This window comes from Streptacidiphilus sp. PB12-B1b, from assembly GCF_014084125.1.
Taxonomy (GTDB): domain Bacteria; phylum Actinomycetota; class Actinomycetes; order Streptomycetales; family Streptomycetaceae; genus Streptacidiphilus.
The window spans coordinates 2,735,828-2,755,603 of record NZ_CP048405.1 but is presented as its reverse complement, the minus strand read 5'-3'; the positions used below and the strand labels follow the sequence as shown (position 1 = coordinate 2,755,603).

19 protein-coding genes are annotated in these 19,776 nt (G+C 74.2%); 2 read left to right on the top strand and 17 right to left on the bottom strand.

Features of this window, described 5'->3' with window-relative positions:
* Positions 1 to 2 precede the first annotated feature (2 nt).
* Complete coding sequence (locus tag GXW83_RS12505; RefSeq protein ID WP_182443145.1) at positions 3 to 1,157, top strand: winged helix DNA-binding domain-containing protein; 1,155 nt, start codon at positions 3 to 5, stop codon at positions 1,155 to 1,157.
* Between the two features lie 46 nt (positions 1,158 to 1,203).
* Here GXW83_RS12505 and GXW83_RS12500 read toward each other — a convergent pair whose 3' ends face one another.
* The 16 genes from GXW83_RS12500 to GXW83_RS12425 form a co-directional block, all read right to left on the bottom strand.
* Positions 1,204 to 1,782, bottom strand: coding sequence for an SRPBCC domain-containing protein (locus GXW83_RS12500; RefSeq protein ID WP_182443144.1), 579 nt, complete (start codon positions 1,780 to 1,782; stop codon positions 1,204 to 1,206).
* Positions 1,783 to 1,962: 180 nt separating this feature from the next.
* The gene (locus tag GXW83_RS12495; protein WP_182443143.1) at positions 1,963 to 2,877 is read right to left on the bottom strand and encodes a hypothetical protein; all 915 of its coding nucleotides are present in this window, start codon (positions 2,875 to 2,877) and stop codon (positions 1,963 to 1,965) included.
* A 273-nt stretch (positions 2,878 to 3,150) separates the two neighbouring features.
* Complete coding sequence (gene nusB / locus GXW83_RS12490) at positions 3,151 to 3,591, bottom strand: transcription antitermination factor NusB (RefSeq protein WP_182443142.1); 441 nt, start codon at positions 3,589 to 3,591, stop codon at positions 3,151 to 3,153.
* A 2-nt stretch (positions 3,592 to 3,593) separates the two neighbouring features.
* Entirely contained in the window at positions 3,594 to 4,160 is a 567-nt protein-coding gene (efp, locus tag GXW83_RS12485; RefSeq protein WP_182443141.1) for an elongation factor P, read from the bottom strand.
* Positions 4,161 to 4,232: 72 nt separating this feature from the next.
* Complete coding sequence (locus tag GXW83_RS12480) at positions 4,233 to 5,315, bottom strand: Xaa-Pro peptidase family protein (RefSeq protein WP_182443140.1); 1,083 nt, start codon at positions 5,313 to 5,315, stop codon at positions 4,233 to 4,235.
* Between the two features lie 70 nt (positions 5,316 to 5,385).
* Complete coding sequence (locus GXW83_RS12475) at positions 5,386 to 6,135, bottom strand: AAA family ATPase (protein ID WP_370466651.1); 750 nt, start codon at positions 6,133 to 6,135, stop codon at positions 5,386 to 5,388.
* 104 nt (positions 6,136 to 6,239) lie between these two features.
* Positions 6,240 to 6,677 (bottom strand): type II 3-dehydroquinate dehydratase, encoded by a 438-nt coding sequence (gene aroQ, locus GXW83_RS12470; protein WP_182443139.1) that lies wholly within the window; start codon positions 6,675 to 6,677, stop codon positions 6,240 to 6,242.
* Positions 6,674 to 7,771 carry a 3-dehydroquinate synthase gene (gene aroB, locus GXW83_RS12465; RefSeq protein WP_182443138.1) on the bottom strand — a complete coding sequence of 366 codons (1,098 nt, stop codon included), beginning with the start codon at positions 7,769 to 7,771 and terminating at the stop codon, positions 6,674 to 6,676. Before aroB ends, aroQ begins: the two co-directional genes overlap by 4 nt.
* Positions 7,768 to 8,304, bottom strand: coding sequence for a shikimate kinase (locus tag GXW83_RS12460; RefSeq protein WP_182443137.1), 537 nt, complete (start codon positions 8,302 to 8,304; stop codon positions 7,768 to 7,770). The genes aroB and GXW83_RS12460 overlap by 4 nt, the downstream gene beginning before the upstream one ends.
* Positions 8,301 to 9,485 carry a chorismate synthase gene (aroC, locus tag GXW83_RS12455; RefSeq protein ID WP_182443136.1) on the bottom strand — a complete coding sequence of 395 codons (1,185 nt, stop codon included), beginning with the start codon at positions 9,483 to 9,485 and terminating at the stop codon, positions 8,301 to 8,303. The genes GXW83_RS12460 and aroC overlap by 4 nt, the downstream gene beginning before the upstream one ends.
* A 77-nt stretch (positions 9,486 to 9,562) precedes the next feature.
* A complete protein-coding gene (locus tag GXW83_RS12450) occupies positions 9,563 to 10,387 on the bottom strand; it encodes a shikimate dehydrogenase (protein WP_182443135.1) in 825 nt (274 codons plus the stop codon).
* Complete coding sequence (mltG, locus tag GXW83_RS12445) at positions 10,387 to 12,183, bottom strand: endolytic transglycosylase MltG (RefSeq protein WP_182443134.1); 1,797 nt, start codon at positions 12,181 to 12,183, stop codon at positions 10,387 to 10,389. The genes GXW83_RS12450 and mltG overlap by 1 nt, the downstream gene beginning before the upstream one ends.
* A gap of 287 nt (positions 12,184 to 12,470) precedes the next feature.
* Positions 12,471 to 12,992 carry a Holliday junction resolvase RuvX gene (gene ruvX, locus GXW83_RS12440; protein WP_182443133.1) on the bottom strand — a complete coding sequence of 174 codons (522 nt, stop codon included), beginning with the start codon at positions 12,990 to 12,992 and terminating at the stop codon, positions 12,471 to 12,473.
* On the bottom strand, positions 12,989 to 15,655 hold the full coding sequence (alaS, locus tag GXW83_RS12435; protein WP_182443132.1) for an alanine--tRNA ligase: 2,667 nt from the start codon (positions 15,653 to 15,655) through the stop codon (positions 12,989 to 12,991). Before alaS ends, ruvX begins: the two co-directional genes overlap by 4 nt.
* Entirely contained in the window at positions 15,642 to 16,058 is a 417-nt protein-coding gene (locus tag GXW83_RS12430) for a hypothetical protein (protein WP_182443131.1), read from the bottom strand. Before GXW83_RS12430 ends, alaS begins: the two co-directional genes overlap by 14 nt.
* Entirely contained in the window at positions 16,055 to 16,534 is a 480-nt protein-coding gene (locus GXW83_RS12425; RefSeq protein WP_182443130.1) for a DUF948 domain-containing protein, read from the bottom strand. The genes GXW83_RS12430 and GXW83_RS12425 overlap by 4 nt, the downstream gene beginning before the upstream one ends.
* A gap of 209 nt (positions 16,535 to 16,743) precedes the next feature.
* Here GXW83_RS12425 and GXW83_RS12420 point away from each other — a divergent pair, with 209 nt between their 5' ends.
* Positions 16,744 to 18,927, top strand: a complete 2,184-nt coding sequence (locus tag GXW83_RS12420) for a regulator (RefSeq protein ID WP_182443129.1) — start codon at positions 16,744 to 16,746, stop codon at positions 18,925 to 18,927.
* A gap of 21 nt (positions 18,928 to 18,948) precedes the next feature.
* On the opposite strand, the gene rpsD is transcribed toward GXW83_RS12420, so the two are convergent.
* Positions 18,949 to 19,563, bottom strand: coding sequence for a 30S ribosomal protein S4 (gene rpsD, locus GXW83_RS12415; RefSeq protein WP_182443128.1), 615 nt, complete (start codon positions 19,561 to 19,563; stop codon positions 18,949 to 18,951).
* Positions 19,564 to 19,776 lie beyond the last annotated feature (213 nt).

Sequence of the window (19,776 nt, the reverse complement as noted above, 5' to 3'; positions counted from 1 at the left end):
GCATGCAGATCACCGCCGCCCAGCGCCGGGCCCGGCTCGCCACCCGCCACCTGCTGGCCCCCGCAGCCCGGGCGGACACCCCGGAGCAGGTCGCCGACGCGCTGGTGGGGCTGCACGCCACCGACCCGGCCACGGTCTACCTGGCCGCCGCCGCCCGGCTGGCCGCACCGGCGCCGGACGCCGTGGAACGGGCTCTGTACCAGGACCTCACCCTGGTCCGGCTGCTGGCCATGCGCCGGACCATGTTCGTGGTCGGCCGCGACCTGGCCCCGGTGGTGGACTCCGCCGCCGCCCGGGCCGTCGCCGCCCGCGAGCGCCGGAACCTGCTGGCCCACCTGGCGGACGGCGGCGGCTGGGACGCGGCCTGGCTGGCGCGGGCCGAGCAGGCCGTGCACGCCTGCCTGGCCGAGGGCCCGCCGCTGACCGGCGCCGAGCTGGGCGCGGCCGTGCCCGCCCTGCGGGAGCGGGTGGCCGTGGCCGTCGGCAAGCCCTATGAGACCACCCAGACGGTGGCCTCCCGGGTGCTGCGGGTGCTGGCCGCCGAGAACAGGATCCGGCGCGACCGGCCGGACGGCTCGTGGACCTCCAGCCGGTTCCGCTGGGCCCCGGCCGAGCCGCTGCCCGAGCTGCCCGCCGCCGAGGCCCGGGCCGAGCTGGCCCGCCGCTGGCTGGCCGGCTACGGCCCGGGCACCGAGGCGGATCTGGGCTGGTGGACCGGCTGGAACCGCGGCGACACCCGCCGGGCGCTGGCCGCCGTGGACGCCCGGAGCGTCCGGCTGGACGAGGGCGACGGGTACGTCCTGCCCGGGGACGAGCAGCCGCCCGAGCCCGAGCCGTACGCCGCGCTGCTGCCCGCGCTGGACCCGACCGCCATGGGCTGGCAGCAGCGCGGCTGGTACCTGCCGCCGCAGCACGCCGCGCAGCTGTTCGACCGCACCGGCAACGTCGGCCCGACCGTGTGGTGGGGCGGCCGCGTCGTCGGCGGCTGGGCCCAGCGCCCCGACGGCGAGCTGGTCTGGCGGCTGCTGGAGGACGTCGGCCGGGAGGCCGGGGCGGCGGTCGCGGCCGAGGCCGGGCGGCTGGCCGCGTTCGTCGGCGCCGCCCGGGTCACCCCCCGCTTCCGCACCCCGCTGGAGCGCGCCCTCGCGGCCGGGTGACGCCCCGAGCCGGTATCCGCCGCCGGATATCCGCCGCCCGGCCCGGTCAGCTGCCGCCGTAGCGGGCGGTGTACCACTCGTACAGCGGCTGCCAGCGCTCGACCAGGTCGCGGTCCCAGTCGGACCAGTCCACCGGATCGCCCTCCAGTGCCTCCGCCAGGTAGTCCAGGTGCAGGTGCCAGCCCGCCAGCTGGGTGGGCAGCCGCTCGACCGGCGCGGGCAGGGTCACCTCCAGCGCCAGCGCGGAGCCGCCGCCCTCGTCCTGCAGCTCGATGTGGATCCGGCCGTGGGTATCGGTGTCGTACTCGATCAGCGTCGGCGGGTCGTAGCCGCTGACCCTCCCGGTCGCCACCGAGGAGCGGCCCAGGTCGTCGGTGTTCAGCCAGCGCAGCACGACCGCCCCGCCCTCGGCCGGCTCCAGCGTGTCGGCGGCGGCCAGCCAGCCGGACAGCAGCTCCGGCCGGACCAGGTAGGGCCACACCGACGCGACCGGGACGTCCAGGTGACGGCGGAAGCACAGGGTCCGGTGGTGGACGTCCCGGGTCTGCACGATGCCGTCGAAGTCGATGTCGAAGTCCAGGTCGGCATCGCTGTCGTGATCGGGGTCGGACTGCGGGTCGGTCACGTGCTGCTCCCTGCGGACGCGGTCGGCGGCGGTCGTCGGCGGCGGTCGTTGGCGGCCGTCCTCCGATGGTCACACGGGCCGCGGACGCCTGCACTCCGGTCGGCGCAGGGGGATGACGTCCCCTCAGCCGGGTGGCCTGGCGCGGGTCGCCCCGCCGCCGCTCCGGCCGCCCGGCCGGGGTCACGGCTGCGCCGGGCCCGCCCCGTCCGGGTCTTCGGCCACCCAGGCGGCGGCGCCCGGCGACAGCTCCTGCAGGACGTCGGCAGCGCTGCGGCGGGCGAAGCCGCGCCCGTCGAAGTCCCAGCCGCGGGCGACCGGGCCGCGCTCGGGGCACTCCCCCAGCAGCAGCACGCTGCCCGGCAGGCCCAGGGCGAAGCCGGTGCACAGCAGCGCGCCCAGCACGTCGAGATCGGCGTCCTCGATCCAGAGCACTGCTCCGCGGTCGAGCTCCAGCTCGGCCCAGACCTCCACCGGGCCCTCCGGCGGGCGCAGCGCGGCGACGATCCGGTACCGGCCGGTCCCGGCGGCGGCCAGCATCCGCCGCAGCGTCTCGGTGCCGTGCTGGTGGGCCTGGACCAGCAGCTCCAGCGGGAAGACCCCGGTCTCGGCGGCCTCGGCCGTCTCGCTGAGCAGCCGGTCGAGCTGCCGGTGCACCAGGGCGCGCTCGCGGGCCCTGGCCAGCCGCCGCAGGAACTGCGGCAGCGGCTCGCCCTGGTGCCGGACCCACTCGGCCTCGGCGGCCGGGTCGCCGATGTAGGCGTTGTGGCTCTGCGGGTCGGCGACCGGCAGCCCCCGGCGGGTGCAGTAGTCGACCAGGTCGCCGCAGTGGAAGGCCCGGCCGCTGACCGCGCCCCCGGCCTCGACCAGCGAGGCCAGCAGGGCCTCCATGTCGCGCAGGTAGTCCCGGTACGCGGGGTACTCGGTGCCGCCCGCGCTGCGCAGCGCCTCGAAGTCCGCCGCGCTGGTGACGATGCCGAGCAGCGTGGGCGCGGGCGCGCTCAGGTCTGCGCGCGCCGGCTCGCGCAGCCCGTGCACCCGGCAGGGCACGGAGCGGGCGGGGCGGACCGTCGAGCGGATGCGGGCGTTCCTGGCCATGGGCTTCTCCTCGGAGCTGCTGAGCTGCGGTACTGCCGCGGCCCTAAGGCCGACACAGCCGTCCTCCCCGCCAGCGCCTGCCCCATGCGGACTCTCTGTAACAGGAATGTCACCAAACATCACCAGCAGTGATCCCGCGCCCGTACCGGTCACCCGCCGTCACCGTCAGCCGCCGTCACCGTCAGCCGCCGTCCGGCAGCGGACAGCACGAAGCCCGGCACCTCCCCGGAGGGGGTGCCGGGCGTGGCCCGGCCCGGGCGGCGGACCGCCAGGTCAGTCGCGGGTGGCGCGCAGCGAGGGCTTGAGGTCCTTCAGCCGGGCCAGCAGCCCGTTGACGAACGCCGGCGACTCGTCCGTGGAGAACTCCTTGGCGATCTCCACGGCCTCGTCCAGGACGACCGCGTCCGGGACGCCGTCCTCCCAGATCAGCTCGTAGGCGCCCAGGCGCAGGACGTTGCGGTCGACGATGGGCATCCGGTCCAGGGTCCAGCCCACGGCATAGGTCGCCAGCAGGTCGTCGATCCGGGCGGCGTGGGCGGTGTAGCCCTCCACCAGCTCCATCGTGTACTCGCTGACCTGCGGCGTGCCCTCGTCCGGCGTCCGGGAGCGGCGCACCCAGTCGGCCAGGACCGACTGCGGGGCCACACCCCGGTGGTCCGCCTCGAAGAGGATCTGGAAGGCACGCGTGCGGGCCTTGTTGCGGGCGGTGGACACGGTTAGGAGTTCACCCGGCCGAGGTAGTCGCCGGTGCGGGTGTCGACCTTGATCTTCTCGCCGGTGGTGATGAACAGCGGCACGTTGATCTCGTAGCCGGTCTCCAGGCGGGCGGGCTTGGTACCGCCGGTGGAGCGGTCGCCCTGGACGCCGGGCTCGGTGTACTCGATGACCAGCTCGACCGAGGCCGGCAGCTCCACGTACAGCGGCGCGCCCTCGTACATCGCCACCGTGACCTCGAAGCCCTCGAGGAGGTAGTGGGCGTTGTCGCCGAGGACGGCGGGGCTGATCTGGATCTGGTCGTAGGTGTCCATGTCCATGAACACGAAGTCCTCGCCGTCCTTGTACGAGAACTGCATGCCGCGCTTGTCGACGCTGGCAGTCTCGACCTTGACGCCGGCGTTGAAGGTCTTGTCGACGACCTTGCCGGAGAGCACGTGCTTCAGCTTGGTGCGCACGAAGGCCGGTCCCTTGCCGGGCTTGACGTGCTGGAACTCGACGACGGTCCACAGCTGGCCGTTGTCGAGCTTGAGCACCATGCCGTTCTTGAGGTCGTTGGTGGAAGCCACGGTCGCACTAACTCCTGCATATCGCTGTCAAGGAACCAAGATGCGGTGTCCACGGACCCCGGCGGACCGGGATCACAGGGCGAGGAGCTCCTTGGTCGTGATGGTGAGCAGCTCGGGGCCACCGTCCTCGGACGGTCGAACGACGAGCGTGTCCTCGATCCGGACCCCGCCGCGACCCGGGAGATGGACTCCCACGGCAACAGTGACCGGCACACGGTTGTCCAGCTTACCCAACTCCTGGAGTCCCAGACGCGGAGCCTCCGCGATCTCCAGCCCGATGCCCTGCCCGGTGACCTCCCCGAGCAGCCCGGCGGCGTCCAGCACCCGCCGGGCGGCCAGCTCGGCGCTGTCCGGCGCGGCGCCCGCCACCAGGCTCTCCCGGGCCGCCCGCTGGGCCTCGAAGACCTGCCGGTGCAGCTCGACCTGCCAGTCGGCGGGAGCCAGGCCGACCACGAAGGTCCTGGTCGCCGAGGTGCGGTAGCCCCGGTAGCAGGCGCCGAGGGCGACCGTGACGAAGTCGCCGTCCTCGACCCGGCGGTCGGTGGCCCGGTGCCCGGCGCGCCCGGAGTGGTCGCCGCTGCCCACCCGCACCGGGTAGGCGGCGCCGTCCGCGCCGTGGTCCACCATCCGGCGCTCCAGCTCCATCGCCAAGTGCCGCTCGGTGCGGCCGACCAGGATGGACTCCAGCAGCTCGCCCAGCGCCTGGTCGCCGATCTCGGCCGCGATCCGCAGCTGGGCGATCTCGTCCTCGTCCTTGACCGCACGCAACCGCTCCACCGCGCCCTCCAGGTCGGTCAGCCGGGCACCGGTCGCGGCGGCCACCGCGTGGTGCCGCAGTACGGTCAGGTCGTGCGCCTCGAAGCCCAGCACCGCTCCGCGGCAGCGGGCGGCCAGCAGCGCGGCGGCGTCCGCCCCGGGGGCGGCGCGCAGCAGCTCGACGCCCTCGGGCTGGTCGGCCGCCGCGCCCTGCTCGGGGTGGACGCCCTCGGCGGGGGCCAGGACCACGCCGTCGCGGGTCAGCAGCAGCGCCTGCACCGCGTCGGCGCCGGTGAGCCAGCGGACGTTGACCGGGCGGGTGACCAGCGCCGCGTCGATCCCGGCCGCGGCGCACCGCGCCCGCAGCCGCTCCCGCCGTTCCGTGTGCACTTCGGCCATGGGCACGAGCCTAGGTTCGGACGCTCCGGGCCGCCGCTCGGGCGGGCCGTACGGCGGCCGTACGGGACGGCTACCAGCCGCCGCGGTGGTGCGCCAGCACCCCGTCCAGGGCGGCGGCGGTGGCCGGGACGTCCAGCCGGGAGTTGTCGATGATGGGCAGCCCCGAGCCGTACCAGCCCGCCATCCGGCCGTGGATCAGCGCGACCGTCTCGTCGCTGAGCCGGCGGTTGCCGCTGCGCTCGGCGTTGCGGGCGAGCACCACGTCCAGCCCCGGCAGCAGCACCACCGGCAGCAGGCCGGGGCCGACGTGGCGCTTCCAGCCGCCGAGGCCGACGGCCGGGCGGTCGGGGAAGACGGCGTCGTCGATCACGCAGGAGATGCCGTTGGCCAGGTGGTTGCGGGCGGCGAAGCCGCAGGTGCGCCGGGCCAGCCGGTACTGCGCCTCGCACTGGTCGTTCCAGCCCGCCTGCGGGTCCGCGAAGCCGGAGCGGACCCACTCGCGGACGTCGTCCAGGCTGATGTGCGCGGTGGGCTCGGCCCGGTGGTCGGCCCAGTAGCGAGCCACCGAGGTCTTGCCCGCCCCGGCCGGGCCGATCAGCAGCACCGCGGTCGGCCCCGGCGCGGCCGCGTCCGGGGCGGGCAGCCGGAAGTGCCCGGTCGGCACCGGCGGCGCGGGGTGGCGGCCTGCGGGCTGCCCGGCCTCCGGCGGCGGCCCGTCCTGGCGGCGGGCGGCGCTCTCGGGCACCGCGCGCAGCCGCAGCGTCGCCCGCGGCGGCCCGTCCGGTGCGGCGGGCAGGGACGGGTACTGGCCGTCGCTCACCGCGTCCACCTCTCGTACCGGCAGCCGAGCCTGACCGGCTGACAACACCAAAGATACCGTGCGGTACGGCGCGGTTCGCCGGGCGTCGGGTCGGTCGCCGGGCGTCAGGCGTCGGCGAGGGCGCGCAGGGCCAGCTCGTAGGAGCCGATGCCGAAACCCGCGATGGTGCCGGAGGCCACCGCCGAGATCACCGAGGTGTGCCGGAACTCCTCGCGCGCGTGCGGGTTGGAGATGTGCACCTCGATCAGCGGCGCGGTGCGCTGCGAGGCCGCGTCCCGCATGGCGTACGAGTAGTGGGTGAACGCGCCGGGGTTGATCACCACCGGCAGCCTTCCGTCGGCCGCCTCGTGCAGCCAGCGGATCATCTCGCCCTCGTCGTTGGTCTCGCGGACGTCCACCGCGAGGCCCAGCTCCTCGCCGAGGCTGGTGCAGCGCTGCACCAGCCCGGCGTACGAGGTCGAACCGTAGACGTCCGGCTCGCGGCTGCCCAGCCTGCCCAGGTTGGGGCCGTTGAGCACCAGCACCTTCTGATGCTGCGTCACTTCCCGACCTCCGCATAGGCGGCGACCAGCAGCGAGGGGTCCGGGGCCTCCAGCACGGTCGGCTTGGCGAGGCCGTCCAGCACGATGAAGCGCAGCATGTCGGCGCGGGACTTCTTGTCCAGCCGCATGGTCTCCAGCAACTTCGGCCAGGCGTCCGCCCGGTAGCCCAGCGGCAGGCCGACCGAGGCCAGCACCGCGCGGTGGCGGTCGGCCGTGGCATCGTCCAACCGCCCGGCCAGGCGCCCGAGTTCGGCGGCGAAGACCATGCCGACGCTGACCGCCGCGCCGTGCCGCCACTTGTAGCGCTCGTTGCGCTCGATGGCGTGCGCCAGCGTGTGGCCGTAGTTGAGGATCTCCCGGCGGCCGGACTCCTTCAGGTCGCCGGAGACCACCTCGGCCTTGACCTTGATCGAGCGGACGATCAGCTCGGTGGCGTGCGCGCCCTCGGGGCTGGTGGCGTCCTGCGGGTCGGACTCGATCAGGTCCAGGATCGCCGGGTCGGCGATGAAACCGGTCTTGATGACCTCGGCCAGGCCGCTGATGTAGTCGTTGCGCGGCAGCGTGTCCAGCGTGGCGAGGTCCGCCAGCACCCCGGCCGGCGGGTGGAACGCGCCCACCAGGTTCTTGCCCTCGGCGATGTTGATGCCGGTCTTGCCGCCCACGGCCGCGTCCACCATGCCCAGCACCGTGGTCGGCATGGCGATCCAGCGCACCCCGCGCAGCCAGCTGGCCGCGACGAAACCGGCCAGGTCGGTGGTGGCGCCGCCGCCGACGCCGACGATGGCGTCGGTGCGGGTGAAGCCGGTCTGCGCCAGCACCGACCAGCAGTACGCGGCCACCTCGGCGCTCTTGGCCTCCTCCGCGTTGGGCACCTGCAGCGCGAACGCCTGGTAGCCCTGCGCGGCCAGGTCGTCGCGGATGGCCTCGCCGGTCGCCGACAGCGCCTCGGGGTGGATCACCGCGACCCGGCGCGCGCCGATGCCGATCAGGCCGGACAGCTCGCCCAGCAGGTTGCGGCCGACCAGCACCTGGTACGGGTCGGTCCCGGCCGAGCCGCCGACGGCGATCGTGGTGATGTCCTGACTGTGCGTCATGCCTTCTCCAGCTCCAGTGCTTCGAGGACCGCGTCGGCGACCTGATCGGGCGTCAGGCCGTCGGTGGCGACCACCGCCCGGGCGACCTCGGTGTACAGGGGGCGGCGCTGCTCCATGAGCTCCCGCCAGCGCGCCCGGGGGTTGCCGATCAGCAGCGGACGCGGGGCGTCCAGGCCGACCCGCTTGATCGCGTCGTGCTGGCCGACCTCCAGGAAGGCCACCCGGTGCCCGGCCAGCAGCTCGCGGGTGTCGGCGCGCAGCACCGCGCCGCCGCCCAGCGCCAGCACGCCCGCGTGCCCGGCCAGGGCGGCGCGGACCGCCGCCGCCTCCAGCTCGCGGAAGTGCGGCTCCCCGTCGTCCACGAAGATGTCGGCGATCGGCTTCCCGGCCGCCGCGACGATGTCGGCGTCGGTGTCGCGGTACTCCGCGCCCAGCCGGGCGGCCAGCACCGCGCCCACCGTGGACTTGCCGGACCCGGGCGGCCCGACCAGCACCACCACCGGTGCCACCGGCTCCACCGGCTCGCCGCTCATCGCACGATCAGGTGGTCGAGGTAGCCCTGCACGTTGCGGCGGGTCTCGCTGACGTTGTCGCCGCCGAACTTCTCGCAGACCGCGTCGGCGAGCACCAGGGCGACCATCGCCTCGGCGACGATCCCGGCGGCGGGCACCGCGCAGACGTCGGAGCGCTGGTGGTGGGCCTTGGCCGGCTCGCCGGTGCGCACGTCGATGGTGGCCAGCGCGCGCGGGACGGTGGCGATGGGCTTCATCGCGGCGCGGACCCGCAGCAGCTCGCCGGTGGACAGGCCGCCCTCGGTGCCGCCGGAGCGGCCGGAGGCGCGGCGCACCCCGTCCGGGCCGGGGAGGATCTCGTCGTGGGCCTGGGAGCCGGGGACGCGGGCCAGCTCGAAGCCGTCGCCGACCTCGACGCCCTTGATCGCCTGGATGCCCATCAGCGCGGCGGCCAGCCGGGCGTCCAGCCGGCGGTCCCAGTGCACGTGCGAGCCCAGGCCCGGCGGCAGGCCGTAGGCCAGGACCTCCACCACGCCGCCCAGGGTGTCGCCGTCCTTGTGGGCCTGGTCGATCTCGGCGACCATGCGCTTGGCGGCGTCCGCGTCCAGGCAGCGCACCGGGTCGGCGTCCAGCCGGGCCTCGTCGGCGGGCAGCGGCAGCACCCCGGCGGGGGCCTTGGCCGCGCCCAGCTCCACGACGTGCGAGACCAGCTCGATGCCGCAGGTCTCCTTGAGGTACGAGCGGGCGACCGCGCCGAGCGCGACCCTGGCGGCGGTCTCCCGGGCGCTGGCGCGCTCCAGGATCGGCCGGGACTCGTCCAGCGAGTACTTCTGCATGCCGGCCAGGTCGGCGTGGCCGGGCCGGGGCCGGGTCAGCGCCTCGTTGCGGGCCAGTCCGGCCAGGATCTCCGGGTCGACCGGGTCGGCCGACATGACCTGGTCCCACTTGGGCCACTCGGTGTTGCCGACCATGACCGCGACCGGGCTGCCCAGGGTCAGGCCGTGCCGCACGCCGCCCAGGAAGGTCACCTGGTCCTGCTCGAACTTCATCCGAGCGCCGCGGCCGTAGCCCAGCCTGCGACGCGCCAGCGCGTCGGCGACCACCTCGGAGGTGACGGGCACACCGGCCGGAAGGCCCTCCAGTGTCGCCACGAGTGCGGGGCCGTGCGACTCTCCCGCCGTCAGCCAGCGCAAGGTACCCAACGGAGCTCCTCATCGATCCTGATCGTCGTCGCCTCGATCCTCCCACGACACGACCCGGAGCCGGGAATCCGTCCAGGCTACGGACCCGCCAGCGCCGCCTCGCCGGCCGCGCGCATCGCCGCCAGCGGTCCCGGGCGGACTCCGGTGAACTGCTCGCACTGCAGAACGGCCTGGTGGACCAGCAGGTCCAGGCCGCCGAGGACGGTTCCGCCACGCTCTGCCCAGGCGGCGGCCAGCGGCGTCGGCCACGGGTGGTAGAGGACGTCGAACAGGGTTCCGGGGCGCTCCGGGAGCGCTCCGGCGAGCGCGTCCGTCGCCCCGACCGGGGTGGTGGAGACGGTCAGCGGGCGGTCGAACGCCTCGGCGGCGCGCTCCCAGGGCGCGGTGGCGACCTTCACGCCCAGCCGGTCGCCCAGCGCCTGCATCTGCGCCGCGCGCTCCGGGCCGCGCACGTACGCGGTCACCTCGCCGTCGCAGACCTGACCCAGGGCGGCCAGCGCCGAGGAGGCGGTGGCGCCCGCGCCGAGCACCGCCGCCGACTCCACCCGCCGCACCCCGCGCTCGCGCAGCGCCGCCACCAGCCCGGGGACGTCGGTGTTGTCGCCGGTGCGGCGGCCGTCGGGATGGAACACCACGGTGTTGACCGCGTCCACCGCCAGCGCCACCGGGCCGACCTCGTCCAGCAGCGGGATCACCGCCCGCTTCAGCGGCATGGTCAGCGACAGCCCGGCCCAGCCCCCGCCGCCGGTGTCCAGCGCGGCGAGGAAGCCGGGCAGCCCGGCCTCGTCCACCTCGAACCGGTCGTAGCGCCAGTCGGCCAGCCCCAGCGCCCGGTAGGCGGCGCGGTGCAGCACCGGCGAGAGCGAGTGGGCGACGGGCGAGCCCAGCACGGCGGCGCGCATCAGTCGCACGCCCCCGCGACCGGGTCGAAGCCCTCGTGGTTGGCCGTGCAGTACTGCTGCACGTACACCTTGAACTGGGCGAAGGTCTCGGCGAACTGGGTGTTGGTGGGGCTCATGGCGATGAAGTAGGCCCAGTTGCCCGGCGTCGGGTTCAGCACCGCCTGCAGCGCCTCCTCACCCGGGTTGCTGATCGGCCCGGCCGGCAGCCCGGCGCTGACGTAGGTGTTGTAGCTGGAGGTGATGGTGTTCTTCTGCGCGTTGGTGAAGTGCGGGGCGTTCAGGTAGTACTCCAGTGTGGTGTCCAGCCCCAGCTTGCCGTAGGTGACGTTGGTGTTCAGCCGGTTGTAGAGGACCCGGGCGATCTTGCCGAAGTCGGTCACGTTGTTGCCCTCGGCCTGCAGGATGCTGGCCTCGATCAGCACCTGGTAGCCCGACTTCAGCTTCACCGCGGAGGCCCCGGCGTCCAGGTTCAGCGTCTGGTACTCCTGGACGGCGTTGGACACCATCGCCTTCAGCAGGTCCAGCGGCTTCATGCCGGGGCTGACCGGGTAGCGGGTGGGCCACAGGAAGCCCTCGATGTCGCCGTTGGCGTAGGAGGGCAGGTTGAGCTGGGCCACGTCCGCCTTGGCGACGGCGGCGGTGGTCCCGGCCTTCACGCCGAGCTTGGCGTCGACGAGCGTGTAGATCTGCGACGCCCGCTTGCCCTCGGGGATGATCAGCGTGTCCCCGCCGTTCTCGCTCAGCAGGAAGGTGATCGCGTCGGCGGCGGACATGTGCGTGGGCACGGTGTAGGTGCCGGACTGGATGCCGGTCGCGTTGGAGTTCTTGTTGTACGCGGCGACGAACGCGCCGACGCTCTTGACCACCCCGGCGGAGAACAGGGCCTGGCCCATCTGGGTGCCGGTCGCGGAGACGGGGATGTCCACGGTGACCTTGCCGACGCCCTGGCCGACGTAGTCCGGCGGCGGGCCGAAGCGCTTCTCGTAGAAGCGGTAGCCGTAGAAGGAGGCGCCGCCGAGGGCGACCACCAGCAGCAGCGACATGCCCAGGCAGGCCACACCGCTGCGCTTGCGCTCGGCCCGGCCGCTCTGCTTGCGGCGGCGCTCGCCGGTGCGGCTCTCGTCGGGCGCGCGCAGGAAGGGGGTGTAGCCGTCCGCGTCCTCGTCGTAGCTGTCGTGCTGGGAGTCGTCGTACGACTCCGGGGCGGCCTCGCCGGGCTCGCCGGGCTCGCCGTAGTCGTCGGCGGAGTCCTCCGCGGGGGCGCCCGCGGCCTCCGCCTCCAGCGCGGCGGCCTCGGCCTCCCAATCTATGCCGTCGGGCCCGAGCACCGGGGCGGCCGGCGGCTGGGCCTGGGCCTGGGTCTGGGTCTGCTGGGGCTGCGGCGGCTGCTGGTGCTGCGGCGGTTGCGGCTGCTGGACCTGCTGGGGCTGGGGATAGCCCTGCGGGTAGCCCGGCTGGGGATAGCCGGGCTGGGGATAGCCCTGCTGCGGGTAGCCGGGCTGGACGTACTGCGGCTGCTGGGGGTACTGCGGCTGCTGGTACTGGGGGTGCTGCGGCTGCTGGGGATGCTGCGGCTGCTGCGGGTGCGGCTGGCCGGGCTGGCCCTGGTACGGGCCGGGGCCGTACGGTCCGCCCTGGCCGGGGGCGGCCTGGTACGGGTCGGCGGCCTGCACCGGCGCGCCCCAACCGGGGTGCGGCTGCGGCGGTCCGACGGGAGCGGGTACCGGTGGGACACCGTTGCCGTACGGGTCCTGGCCCCACGGTTCGGAGCCGTAGCCCCGGCCCTGGTCGGTCATGCTTCCCCTTGGACGACGTGGCGACCGGCATCCCCTCCGGTCGGACGGGACCTCCCCGCCGACTGTTCGAACCGACGTGCCATCGGCCCGTCGTGAACCGGAACGTTACCCTAAAGGCCCGTTCGGCCAGGACTGCGGTTCTCCGAAATGATCCGACATGTGACCGCCCCGCCGCCCCCCGACGCCCGAATTCGTCCCCGGATCACCCGTATGGCCCTGTAACCGGCCATATCTAAGGATCATGACCACTCCCGGGCGCGCCCGGCCCGCCCCCGCCGGGCGGCCGCTCAGCCCACCGGACCGACCAGCTGCCCCGGGGGCCGACCGCTGGTCTTCTCCCCCTCCAACGCGCTCTGCAGGATCACCACCGCCGCCGCCTGGTCGATCACCGAGCGGCCCTTCTTGGACTTCACCCCGGACGCCCGCAGCCCCTGGGCCGCGGTGACCGTGGACATCCGCTCGTCCACCAGCCGCACCGGCACCGCGTCCGGACGGGCCGCCAGCAGCGACGCCAGCTCCGCCGCGTACGTCCGGACCTTGGCGGCGGCCGGGCCCTCGCCCCCGTTGAGCGAACGCGGCAGCCCGACCACCACCTCGACGGCGTCGTACTCCTCGGCGATGGCGACCAGCCGCGCCTGCGAGCCGGGCCCGGCGGGGACGGTCTCGACGGGGGTGGCCAGCATCCCGTCGGGGTCGCACGAGGCCACCCCGATCCGGGCGTCGCCCACGTCCACGCCGATCCGCCGCCCCCGCCGGAAGCCGGAGCCCTGCCCGGAGTCCTGCCCGGAGCCGGAACCCTGCTCGGTCACGCCTGGCCGACCTGGTGCCGCACGGCCGCGACGGCCTGGTCCACGGCGTTCGGGTCGGTGCCGCCGCCCTGGGCGACGTCGTCCTTGCCGCCGCCGCCCCCGCCGAGGGCCTTGGCGGCGGTGCGGACCAGCGCACCGGCCTTGATGCCGCGCTCGCGCGCCGGCTCGTTGGTGGCGATCACCGCCAGCGGGCGGCCGTTGGCCACGGTGAACGCCGCGACCACGGCCGGGCGCCCGCCGCTCAGCCGCTGCCGGACGTCCAGCACCAGCTTGCGCAGGTCGTCCGCGGAGGTGCCGTCCGCCACCCGGGCGGCGACCAGCGCGGTTCCGGCCACGTCCTCGGCCTGCGCGGCCAGCCCGGCGGCGGCCTGCAGCACCTTCTCGGCGCGGAAGCGCTCGATCTCCTTCTCGGCGTCCTTGAGCTTGCCGAGCATGCCCGAGATCTTCTCCGGCAGCTCCTCCGGACGGCCCTTGACCAGCTCGGTCAGCTGCGCCAGCACGGTGTGCTCGCGGGCCAGGAACCGGTACGCGTCCACGCCGACCAGCGCCTCGACCCGGCGCACGCCCGCACCGATGGAGGACTCGCCGAGCAGCTTGACCAGGCCCAGCTGCGCGGTGTTGGCGACGTGCGTGCCGCCGCACAGCTCCTTGGAGTAGTCGCCGATGGTGACCACCCGGACCGCGTCGCCGTACTTCTCGCCGAACATGGCGATCGCACCCTGCTTGCGGGCCTCGTCCATGGTCAGGATCTCGGCGGTGACGTCCAGCTCGCGCGCCAGCACCTCGTTGATCTTCTGCTCGACGTCGGTGAGCACCGAGCCGGGGATGGCGGCCGGGGAGCCGAAGTCGAAGCGGAAGCGGCCGGGGGCGTTCTCCGAACCGGCCTGGGCGGCGGTCGGGCCGAGCGCGTCCCGCAGCGCCTGGTGGGTCAGGTGCGTCGCCGAGTGGGCGCGGGAGACCGCGCGTCGGCGCTCGTCGTCCACCTGCGCGTACGCGGAGGCGCCCAGCACCACCTCGCCGACCAGCACCGTGCCCTTGTGCACGGTCAGCCCCTTGACAGGCTGCTGCACGTCGCGGACCTCGACGACGGTGCCGGAGTCCAGCCGGATCCGGCCGTGGTCGGCCAGCTGGCCGCCGCCCTCGGCGTAGAAGGGGGTGCGGTCCAGGATGACCTCGACCTCGTCGCCCTCGTGCGCGGCCGGGGCCGGGACGCCGTCCACCAGCAGGCCCACCACGGTGGCCTCGCCCAGGACGCCGGTGTAGCCGATGAAGTCGGTGGTGCCGGAGGCGTCGGCCACCTCACGGTAGGCCGAGACGTCGGCGTGGCCCATCTTCTTCGCCTTGGCGTCGGCCTTGGCACGGTCCCGCTGCTCCTTCATGAGCCGGCGGAAGCCCTCCTCGTCCACGGAGACGCCCTGCTCGGCGGCCATCTCCAGGGTGAGGTCGTAGGGGAAGCCGTAGGTGTCATGCAGCTGGAACACCTTGTCCCCGGCCAGCACCGAGCCGCCGGAGGACTTGGTCTCGGCGACGGCGCCGTCCAGGATGGTCGTCCCGGCCTTCAGCGTCTGGTTGAACGCGGTCTCCTCGCCCAGCGCGACGCTCTCGATGCGCTTGCGGTCGTTCTCCAGCTCCGGGTACTGCTTGCCCATGGTGCTGATCACGGTGTCGACCAGCTCGCCGACGACCAGCCCGGGCGCGCCGAGCAGCCGCATGTTGCGGATGGCGCGGCGCATGATCCGGCGCAGCACGTAGCCGCGGCCCTCGTTGCCGGGGGTGACCCCGTCGCCGATCAGCATCACCGAGGTGCGCATGTGGTCGGCGACCACGCGCAGCGAGACGTCCGAGGCGTGCGCGGCGCCGTACCGGACGCCGGTCAGCTCGGTGGCGGTGTCCATGACCACCCGCAGCGTGTCGGTCTCGTACATGTTCTGCACGCCCTGCAGGATCATCGCCAGGCGTTCCAGGCCGAGGCCGGTGTCGATGTTCTTGGCGGGCAGGTCGCCGAGGATCGGGAAGTCCTCCTTGCCGTCGCCCGCACCGCGCTCGAACTGCATGAAGACCAGGTTCCAGATCTCCACGTAGCGCTCGTCGTTGACGGCCGGGCCGCCCTCGGCGCCGAACTCCGGGCCCCGGTCGTAGTTGATCTCCGAGCAGGGACCGCAGGGGCCGGGGACGCCCATGGACCAGAAGTTGTCCTTCTTGCCCAGGCGCTGGATCCGCTCGGCCGGGACGCCGATCTTCTCCCGCCAGATGGTCTCGGCCTCGTCGTCGTCCAGGTAGACGGTGATCCACAGCCGCTCCGGGTCCAGCCCGTAGCCGCCGTCGTCGAGCGGGAGGGTGAGCAGGTCCCACGCGTACCGGATCGCCCCCTCCTTGAAGTAGTCCCCGAAGGAGAAGTTGCCGCACATCTGGAAGAAGGTGCCGTGCCGGGTGGTCTTGCCGACCTCCTCGATGTCCGGCGTGCGGACGCACTTCTGCACGCTGGTGGCGCGGCTGAAGGGCGGCCTGACCTCGCCGAGGAAGTACGGCTTGAACGGCACCATGCCGGCCGGGACCAGCAGCAGCGTCGGGTCGTCTGCGATCAGCGACGCCGAGGGGACGACGGTGTGGCCGCGCTCCTCGAAGAATCGCAGCCAGCGGCGGCGGATCTCAGCCGACTCCATGGGAATCCTCATTCCGGTCGTACGGGGCGGTGTAGGGGGTGATGTCCGAAGTATGGTGCACCGGGGCGGTCAGCTCGACCGGTTTACCTGCGCTGGTCAGGGGGGTCCTGGCGTCCTGCGCGCGGCCCCGCAGCAGCGGTCCGGCGGAGCCGCCGGGGGCGGCCAGCACGCTGCCGTCCAGGCCGAGTTCGCGGTTCAGCTCCAGCTCGCGCTGGAGCATTCCGGCGCGCACCTCGCCCGCGAAGGAGCGGGCGGCCGCGCCGAGGTCGGCGGCGCCCCGGGCGGCGGAGTCCGCCAGGCTGCCGGGGGTGAGGCTGCGGGCGACCTGGTTGGCCTTGTTGATGGTCCACACGGTCGCTCCCGCGCCCACGGCCATCCAGAAGATCCGGCGCACCGGGATCATCCCCTCTTCGTGAGCAGGCGGGCGAAGATCCCGCGCTTGGCGGTGGCGGCCCGCACCTCGGCCTTGACCATGCGGGCGATCAGCTCGCGCTCGGTCTGCTGCGGCAGCAGCCGCTCCGGGTTCCCGGCGGCGCGCTGCCTGGCGACGGCGCTGCGGACCCCGTAGCTGAAGGCGGAGAGCTTCACCAGCGGCCCGCCGAGCGTCGCCGCCATGGTGGAGGAGAGCGCGTGGGCGTTGGCGGCGGCGTCCTGGACGTCGGCGGTGATCGCGTCCACCCGCACCAGCTGGTCGTTGGCGGCCCGCAGGGTCTCGGCGGCCTCGTCCAGCAGCGGCACCGTCCGCTCGGTGACGGCGGCGACCAGCACGGTGGCCTGCCGCAGCGCCCCGGCGAGCCGGACCAGCACCACGCAGAGCAGCGTCACCAGCACGGCCCAGAACACGGCGACGACGAGGCCCGCGACCTCTCCACCCGACACCTTGGCGCTCCCTCGCTCGCTTGCTTCCGACCGGTCGCGCACACCACCAGCGGTGATGGGGACCGGGTGCTGGAACCCTATCGCGGCCGGGCCCGCTTTCCCGACCGGACCGGCCCGGGGCCACCCGGCGGGCGGCCGACGTGACCTCGTGCCCGCCGCCTCGTTAGGCCGGGTGAGGTGCGCCCTCCGCACGTACCAGAGGGGGACAGATGATCGACCGCGCCACCCGCAGCGTCGGCAACCTGCCGTCCCCGACCACCGAGTTGGTCGGGCGGGCCGGTGAACTCGCCGAGACCGCACGCCTGTTGACCGAATCCAGGCTGGTCACGGTGGTCGGCCCGGGCGGCGTGGGCAAGAGCCGGCTGGCGCTGCGGGCCGCAGCCCTGGCCGCGCCCGGCCACGCCGACGGCGCCTGGGTGGTGGACTGCTCAGCGATCCGGGACGCCGCGCTGCTGGGCCACGCCGTGGCCGAGGGCCTGCGGCTCACCGACGGCACCGCCCGGCCCCCCGCCGACGTGCTGGAGGACCACCTGGCCCGGCGCGAGCTGCTGCTGGTGCTGGACGGCTGCGAGCAGCTGGTGGACGCCTGCTCGGCGCTGGCCGCCCGGCTGTTGGCCGCCGCGCCCGGCCTGCGGGTGCTGGCCACCAGCCGGCAGCCGCTGGACGCCGCCGGCGAGCACCTGCTGCCGCTGCTGCCGCTGCCCGCCGACCACCCCGGCGCGGACGCGGTCACGCTGTTCGTCCGGCGCGCCCGCGCGGTCGTCCCCCGCTTCCGGATGACGCCCGCCAACCAGGACGCGGTCACCGCGCTCTGCCTGCGCCTGGACGGCATCCCGCTGGCGCTGGAGCTGGCCGCCGGGCGGCTGCGGGCGCTGTCGGTGGAGCAGATCAGCGAGCGCCTGGACGACCGCTTCCGGCTGCTCACCGGCGGTTCGCGCTCGGCCGTGCCGCGGCACCGGACGCTGCGCACCGCCATCGGCTGGAGCCACGAGCTGTGCAGCCCGCAGGAGCGGCTGCTGTGGGCGCGGCTGTCGGTGTTCGCCGGCAGCTTCGACCTGGACGCCGCCGAGTACGTCTGCTCCGGGCGCGGGCTGCAGGCCGACGAGGTGATGCCGGTCCTGGCCGACCTGGTCGCCAAGTCGGTGGTGCTGCGCGAGCAGGCCCCGGCCGACGGCGCGGGCGGCGGCATCGGCACGGCCGGGCGCGAGGAGGGCTACGACGGCGGCTACCGGCTGCTGGACACCCTGCGCGAGTACGGGGCGGGCTGGCTGCACGCCTCCGGCGAGGAGCAGCGGCTGCGCAGGCTGCACCGCGACTGGTACGTCGGCCTGGCGGCCTGGGGCGAGATCGAGTGGTTCAGCCCGCGCCAGGCGCTGACCAGCGGCCGCACCCACCGGGCGCACGCCAATCTGCGGGCGGCCATGGACTTCTGCCTGGGCGAGCCCGGCGAGGAGCAGTTGGCGCTGCACCTCGCCGGGAGCCTCTGGTACTACTGGGTCGGCTGCGGGCACCTGGGCGAGGGCCGGCACTGGCTGGAGCTGGCGCTGGCGGCCGGGCCCGAGCCCACCGAGGCCCGCGCCAAGGCGCTGTGGGTCACCGGCTACGTGGCCACCCTCCAGGGCGACCTGCTCCGGGCCCGGCCGGTGCTGGAGGAGTGCCGTCGGCAGGCGCTGGCCACCGGGGACGACCGGGCGCTGGCGTACGCCGTGCACCGGCAGGGCTGCGCCGCGCTGATCGGGGACGAGCTGCCGCGCGCCGCCGAGCTGTTCCAGGAGGCGCTGTGGCACTACGAGAAGCTGGGCGAGCTGAACAGCAATGTGCTGATGGCCATGTTCGAGCTGGGCCTGGCCCTGCTGTTCCAGGGCGAGCAGGCGCAGGGCGAGGGCTGGATGGCGCGGGTGCTGGCCCAGTGCGAGCTGCACGGCGAGCAGTGGGCGTACACCTACGGGCTGTTCGCGGCGGCGTACGCGGCCTGGCTGAGCGGTGACCTGGAGACCGCCCGGGAGCGGGCCCGGGAGTGCGTGCGGCTGAACCACGTGTTCCGGGACCTGGTCGGGACGGTGCTCGGGGTGGAGGTGCTGGCGCTGCTGGCGACCGAGCCCGGGCCCGACGGCAGCCCGGGCGACCTGCGCGAGGCCCGGCTGCTGCAGGGCGCCGCGCACACCATCTGGGGCCGGGTGGGCATCCCGCTGTTCGGCTCGCGCAGCTTCAACGCGGCGCACGCGGAGTGCGAGTCCCGGGTGCTGGCCGGGCTGTCCGGGGCCGAGGCCGCCGAATCGTTCCGCCAGGGCACGCTGCTGGAGCTGGAGGCCGCCGTCCGCCGGGCGCTGGACGGCCCGGAACGCACCGCGCCCCCGACAGCCGTGAGGCTGCCGGGGGCGCGGCGGCGGTGAGCTGCCGAGGGCGCTCGCGGGTCAGCGCGAGTAGTACTCGACGACGAGCTGCTCGTCGCAGATGACCGGAACCTCGCGCCGCTGGGGCGCGCGGTCCAGCCGGAAGGCCAGGGCCTTCAGGTTGACCTCGAGGTACTTCGGGGTCTGGCCCTCGCCGGCGTTGCCACCCTCGCGGGCGACCTGGAAGGGGGTCTTCTCCTTGGAGCGGTCGCGGACCGTCACCACGAAGCCCGGCTTCAGCTGGAACGAGGGACGGTTGACCTTCTGGCCGTTGACCTCGATGTGGCCGTGGACGACCATCTGGCGGGCCTGGTAGATGGTGCGGGCGATGCCCGAACGCAGCACCAGGGAGTCGAGACGGGTCTCGAGCTCGCTGATCAGCGCCTCACCGGTCTTGCCCTCGACCTTGCGGGCGCGGTCGAACGCGCGGGCCATCTGGGTCTCGCTCAGGTCGTACTGCGCGCGCAGACGCTGCTTCTCGACCAGACGGACCTTGTAGTCCGAGTTCTGCTTGCGCCCGCGGCCGTGCTGGCCGGGCGGGTAGGGGCGGGCCTCGAAGTACTTGACGGACTTCGGGGTCAGCGGGATGCCCAGGGCACGGGCGATCTTGACCTTGGGGCGCTTCTGGTTCGCCATGAACCAAACCATCCTTAACTTGTGACTGGCTCACCGGTGTTGAAGGAGGTCGCCTTACGCGGTCCGGGGAAACCGTCCGCCGTGCGGCGGGGCGGTCTGCCGTTCTCCGGTACCGGGCACATAGTGCAGCACACGACAGGCCCACCGCCGTTGAGGGTGGTGGGCTGCACGCGACACCCGAGGGTGCGCGACGCTCCTGGAGGCACCCCGCGG

Bases quoted from the DNA above. Each gene is read 5' to 3' on its own strand.
- GXW83_RS12460 (WP_182443137.1), bottom strand. From the start codon at position 8,304: ATGAGCGGCGAGCCGGTGGAGCCGGTGGCACCGGTGGTGGTGCTGGTC.
- GXW83_RS12495 (WP_182443143.1), bottom strand. From the start codon at position 2,877: ATGGCCAGGAACGCCCGCATCCGCTCGACGGTCCGCCCCGCCCGCTCC.
- rpsD (WP_182443128.1), bottom strand. From the start codon at position 19,563: ATGGCGAACCAGAAGCGCCCCAAGGTCAAGATCGCCCGTGCCCTGGGC.
- GXW83_RS12420 (WP_182443129.1), top strand. From the start codon at position 16,744: ATGATCGACCGCGCCACCCGCAGCGTCGGCAACCTGCCGTCCCCGACC.
- aroB (WP_182443138.1), bottom strand. From the start codon at position 7,771: ATGACGCACAGTCAGGACATCACCACGATCGCCGTCGGCGGCTCGGCC.
- GXW83_RS12505 (WP_182443145.1), top strand. From the start codon at position 3: ATGCAGATCACCGCCGCCCAGCGCCGGGCCCGGCTCGCCACCCGCCAC.
- alaS (WP_182443132.1), bottom strand. From the start codon at position 15,655: ATGGAGTCGGCTGAGATCCGCCGCCGCTGGCTGCGATTCTTCGAGGAG.
- GXW83_RS12430 (WP_182443131.1), bottom strand. From the start codon at position 16,058: ATGATCCCGGTGCGCCGGATCTTCTGGATGGCCGTGGGCGCGGGAGCG.
- GXW83_RS12480 (WP_182443140.1), bottom strand. From the start codon at position 5,315: ATGGCCGAAGTGCACACGGAACGGCGGGAGCGGCTGCGGGCGCGGTGC.
- mltG (WP_182443134.1), bottom strand. From the start codon at position 12,183: ATGACCGACCAGGGCCGGGGCTACGGCTCCGAACCGTGGGGCCAGGAC.
- GXW83_RS12450 (WP_182443135.1), bottom strand. From the start codon at position 10,387: ATGCGCGCCGCCGTGCTGGGCTCGCCCGTCGCCCACTCGCTCTCGCCG.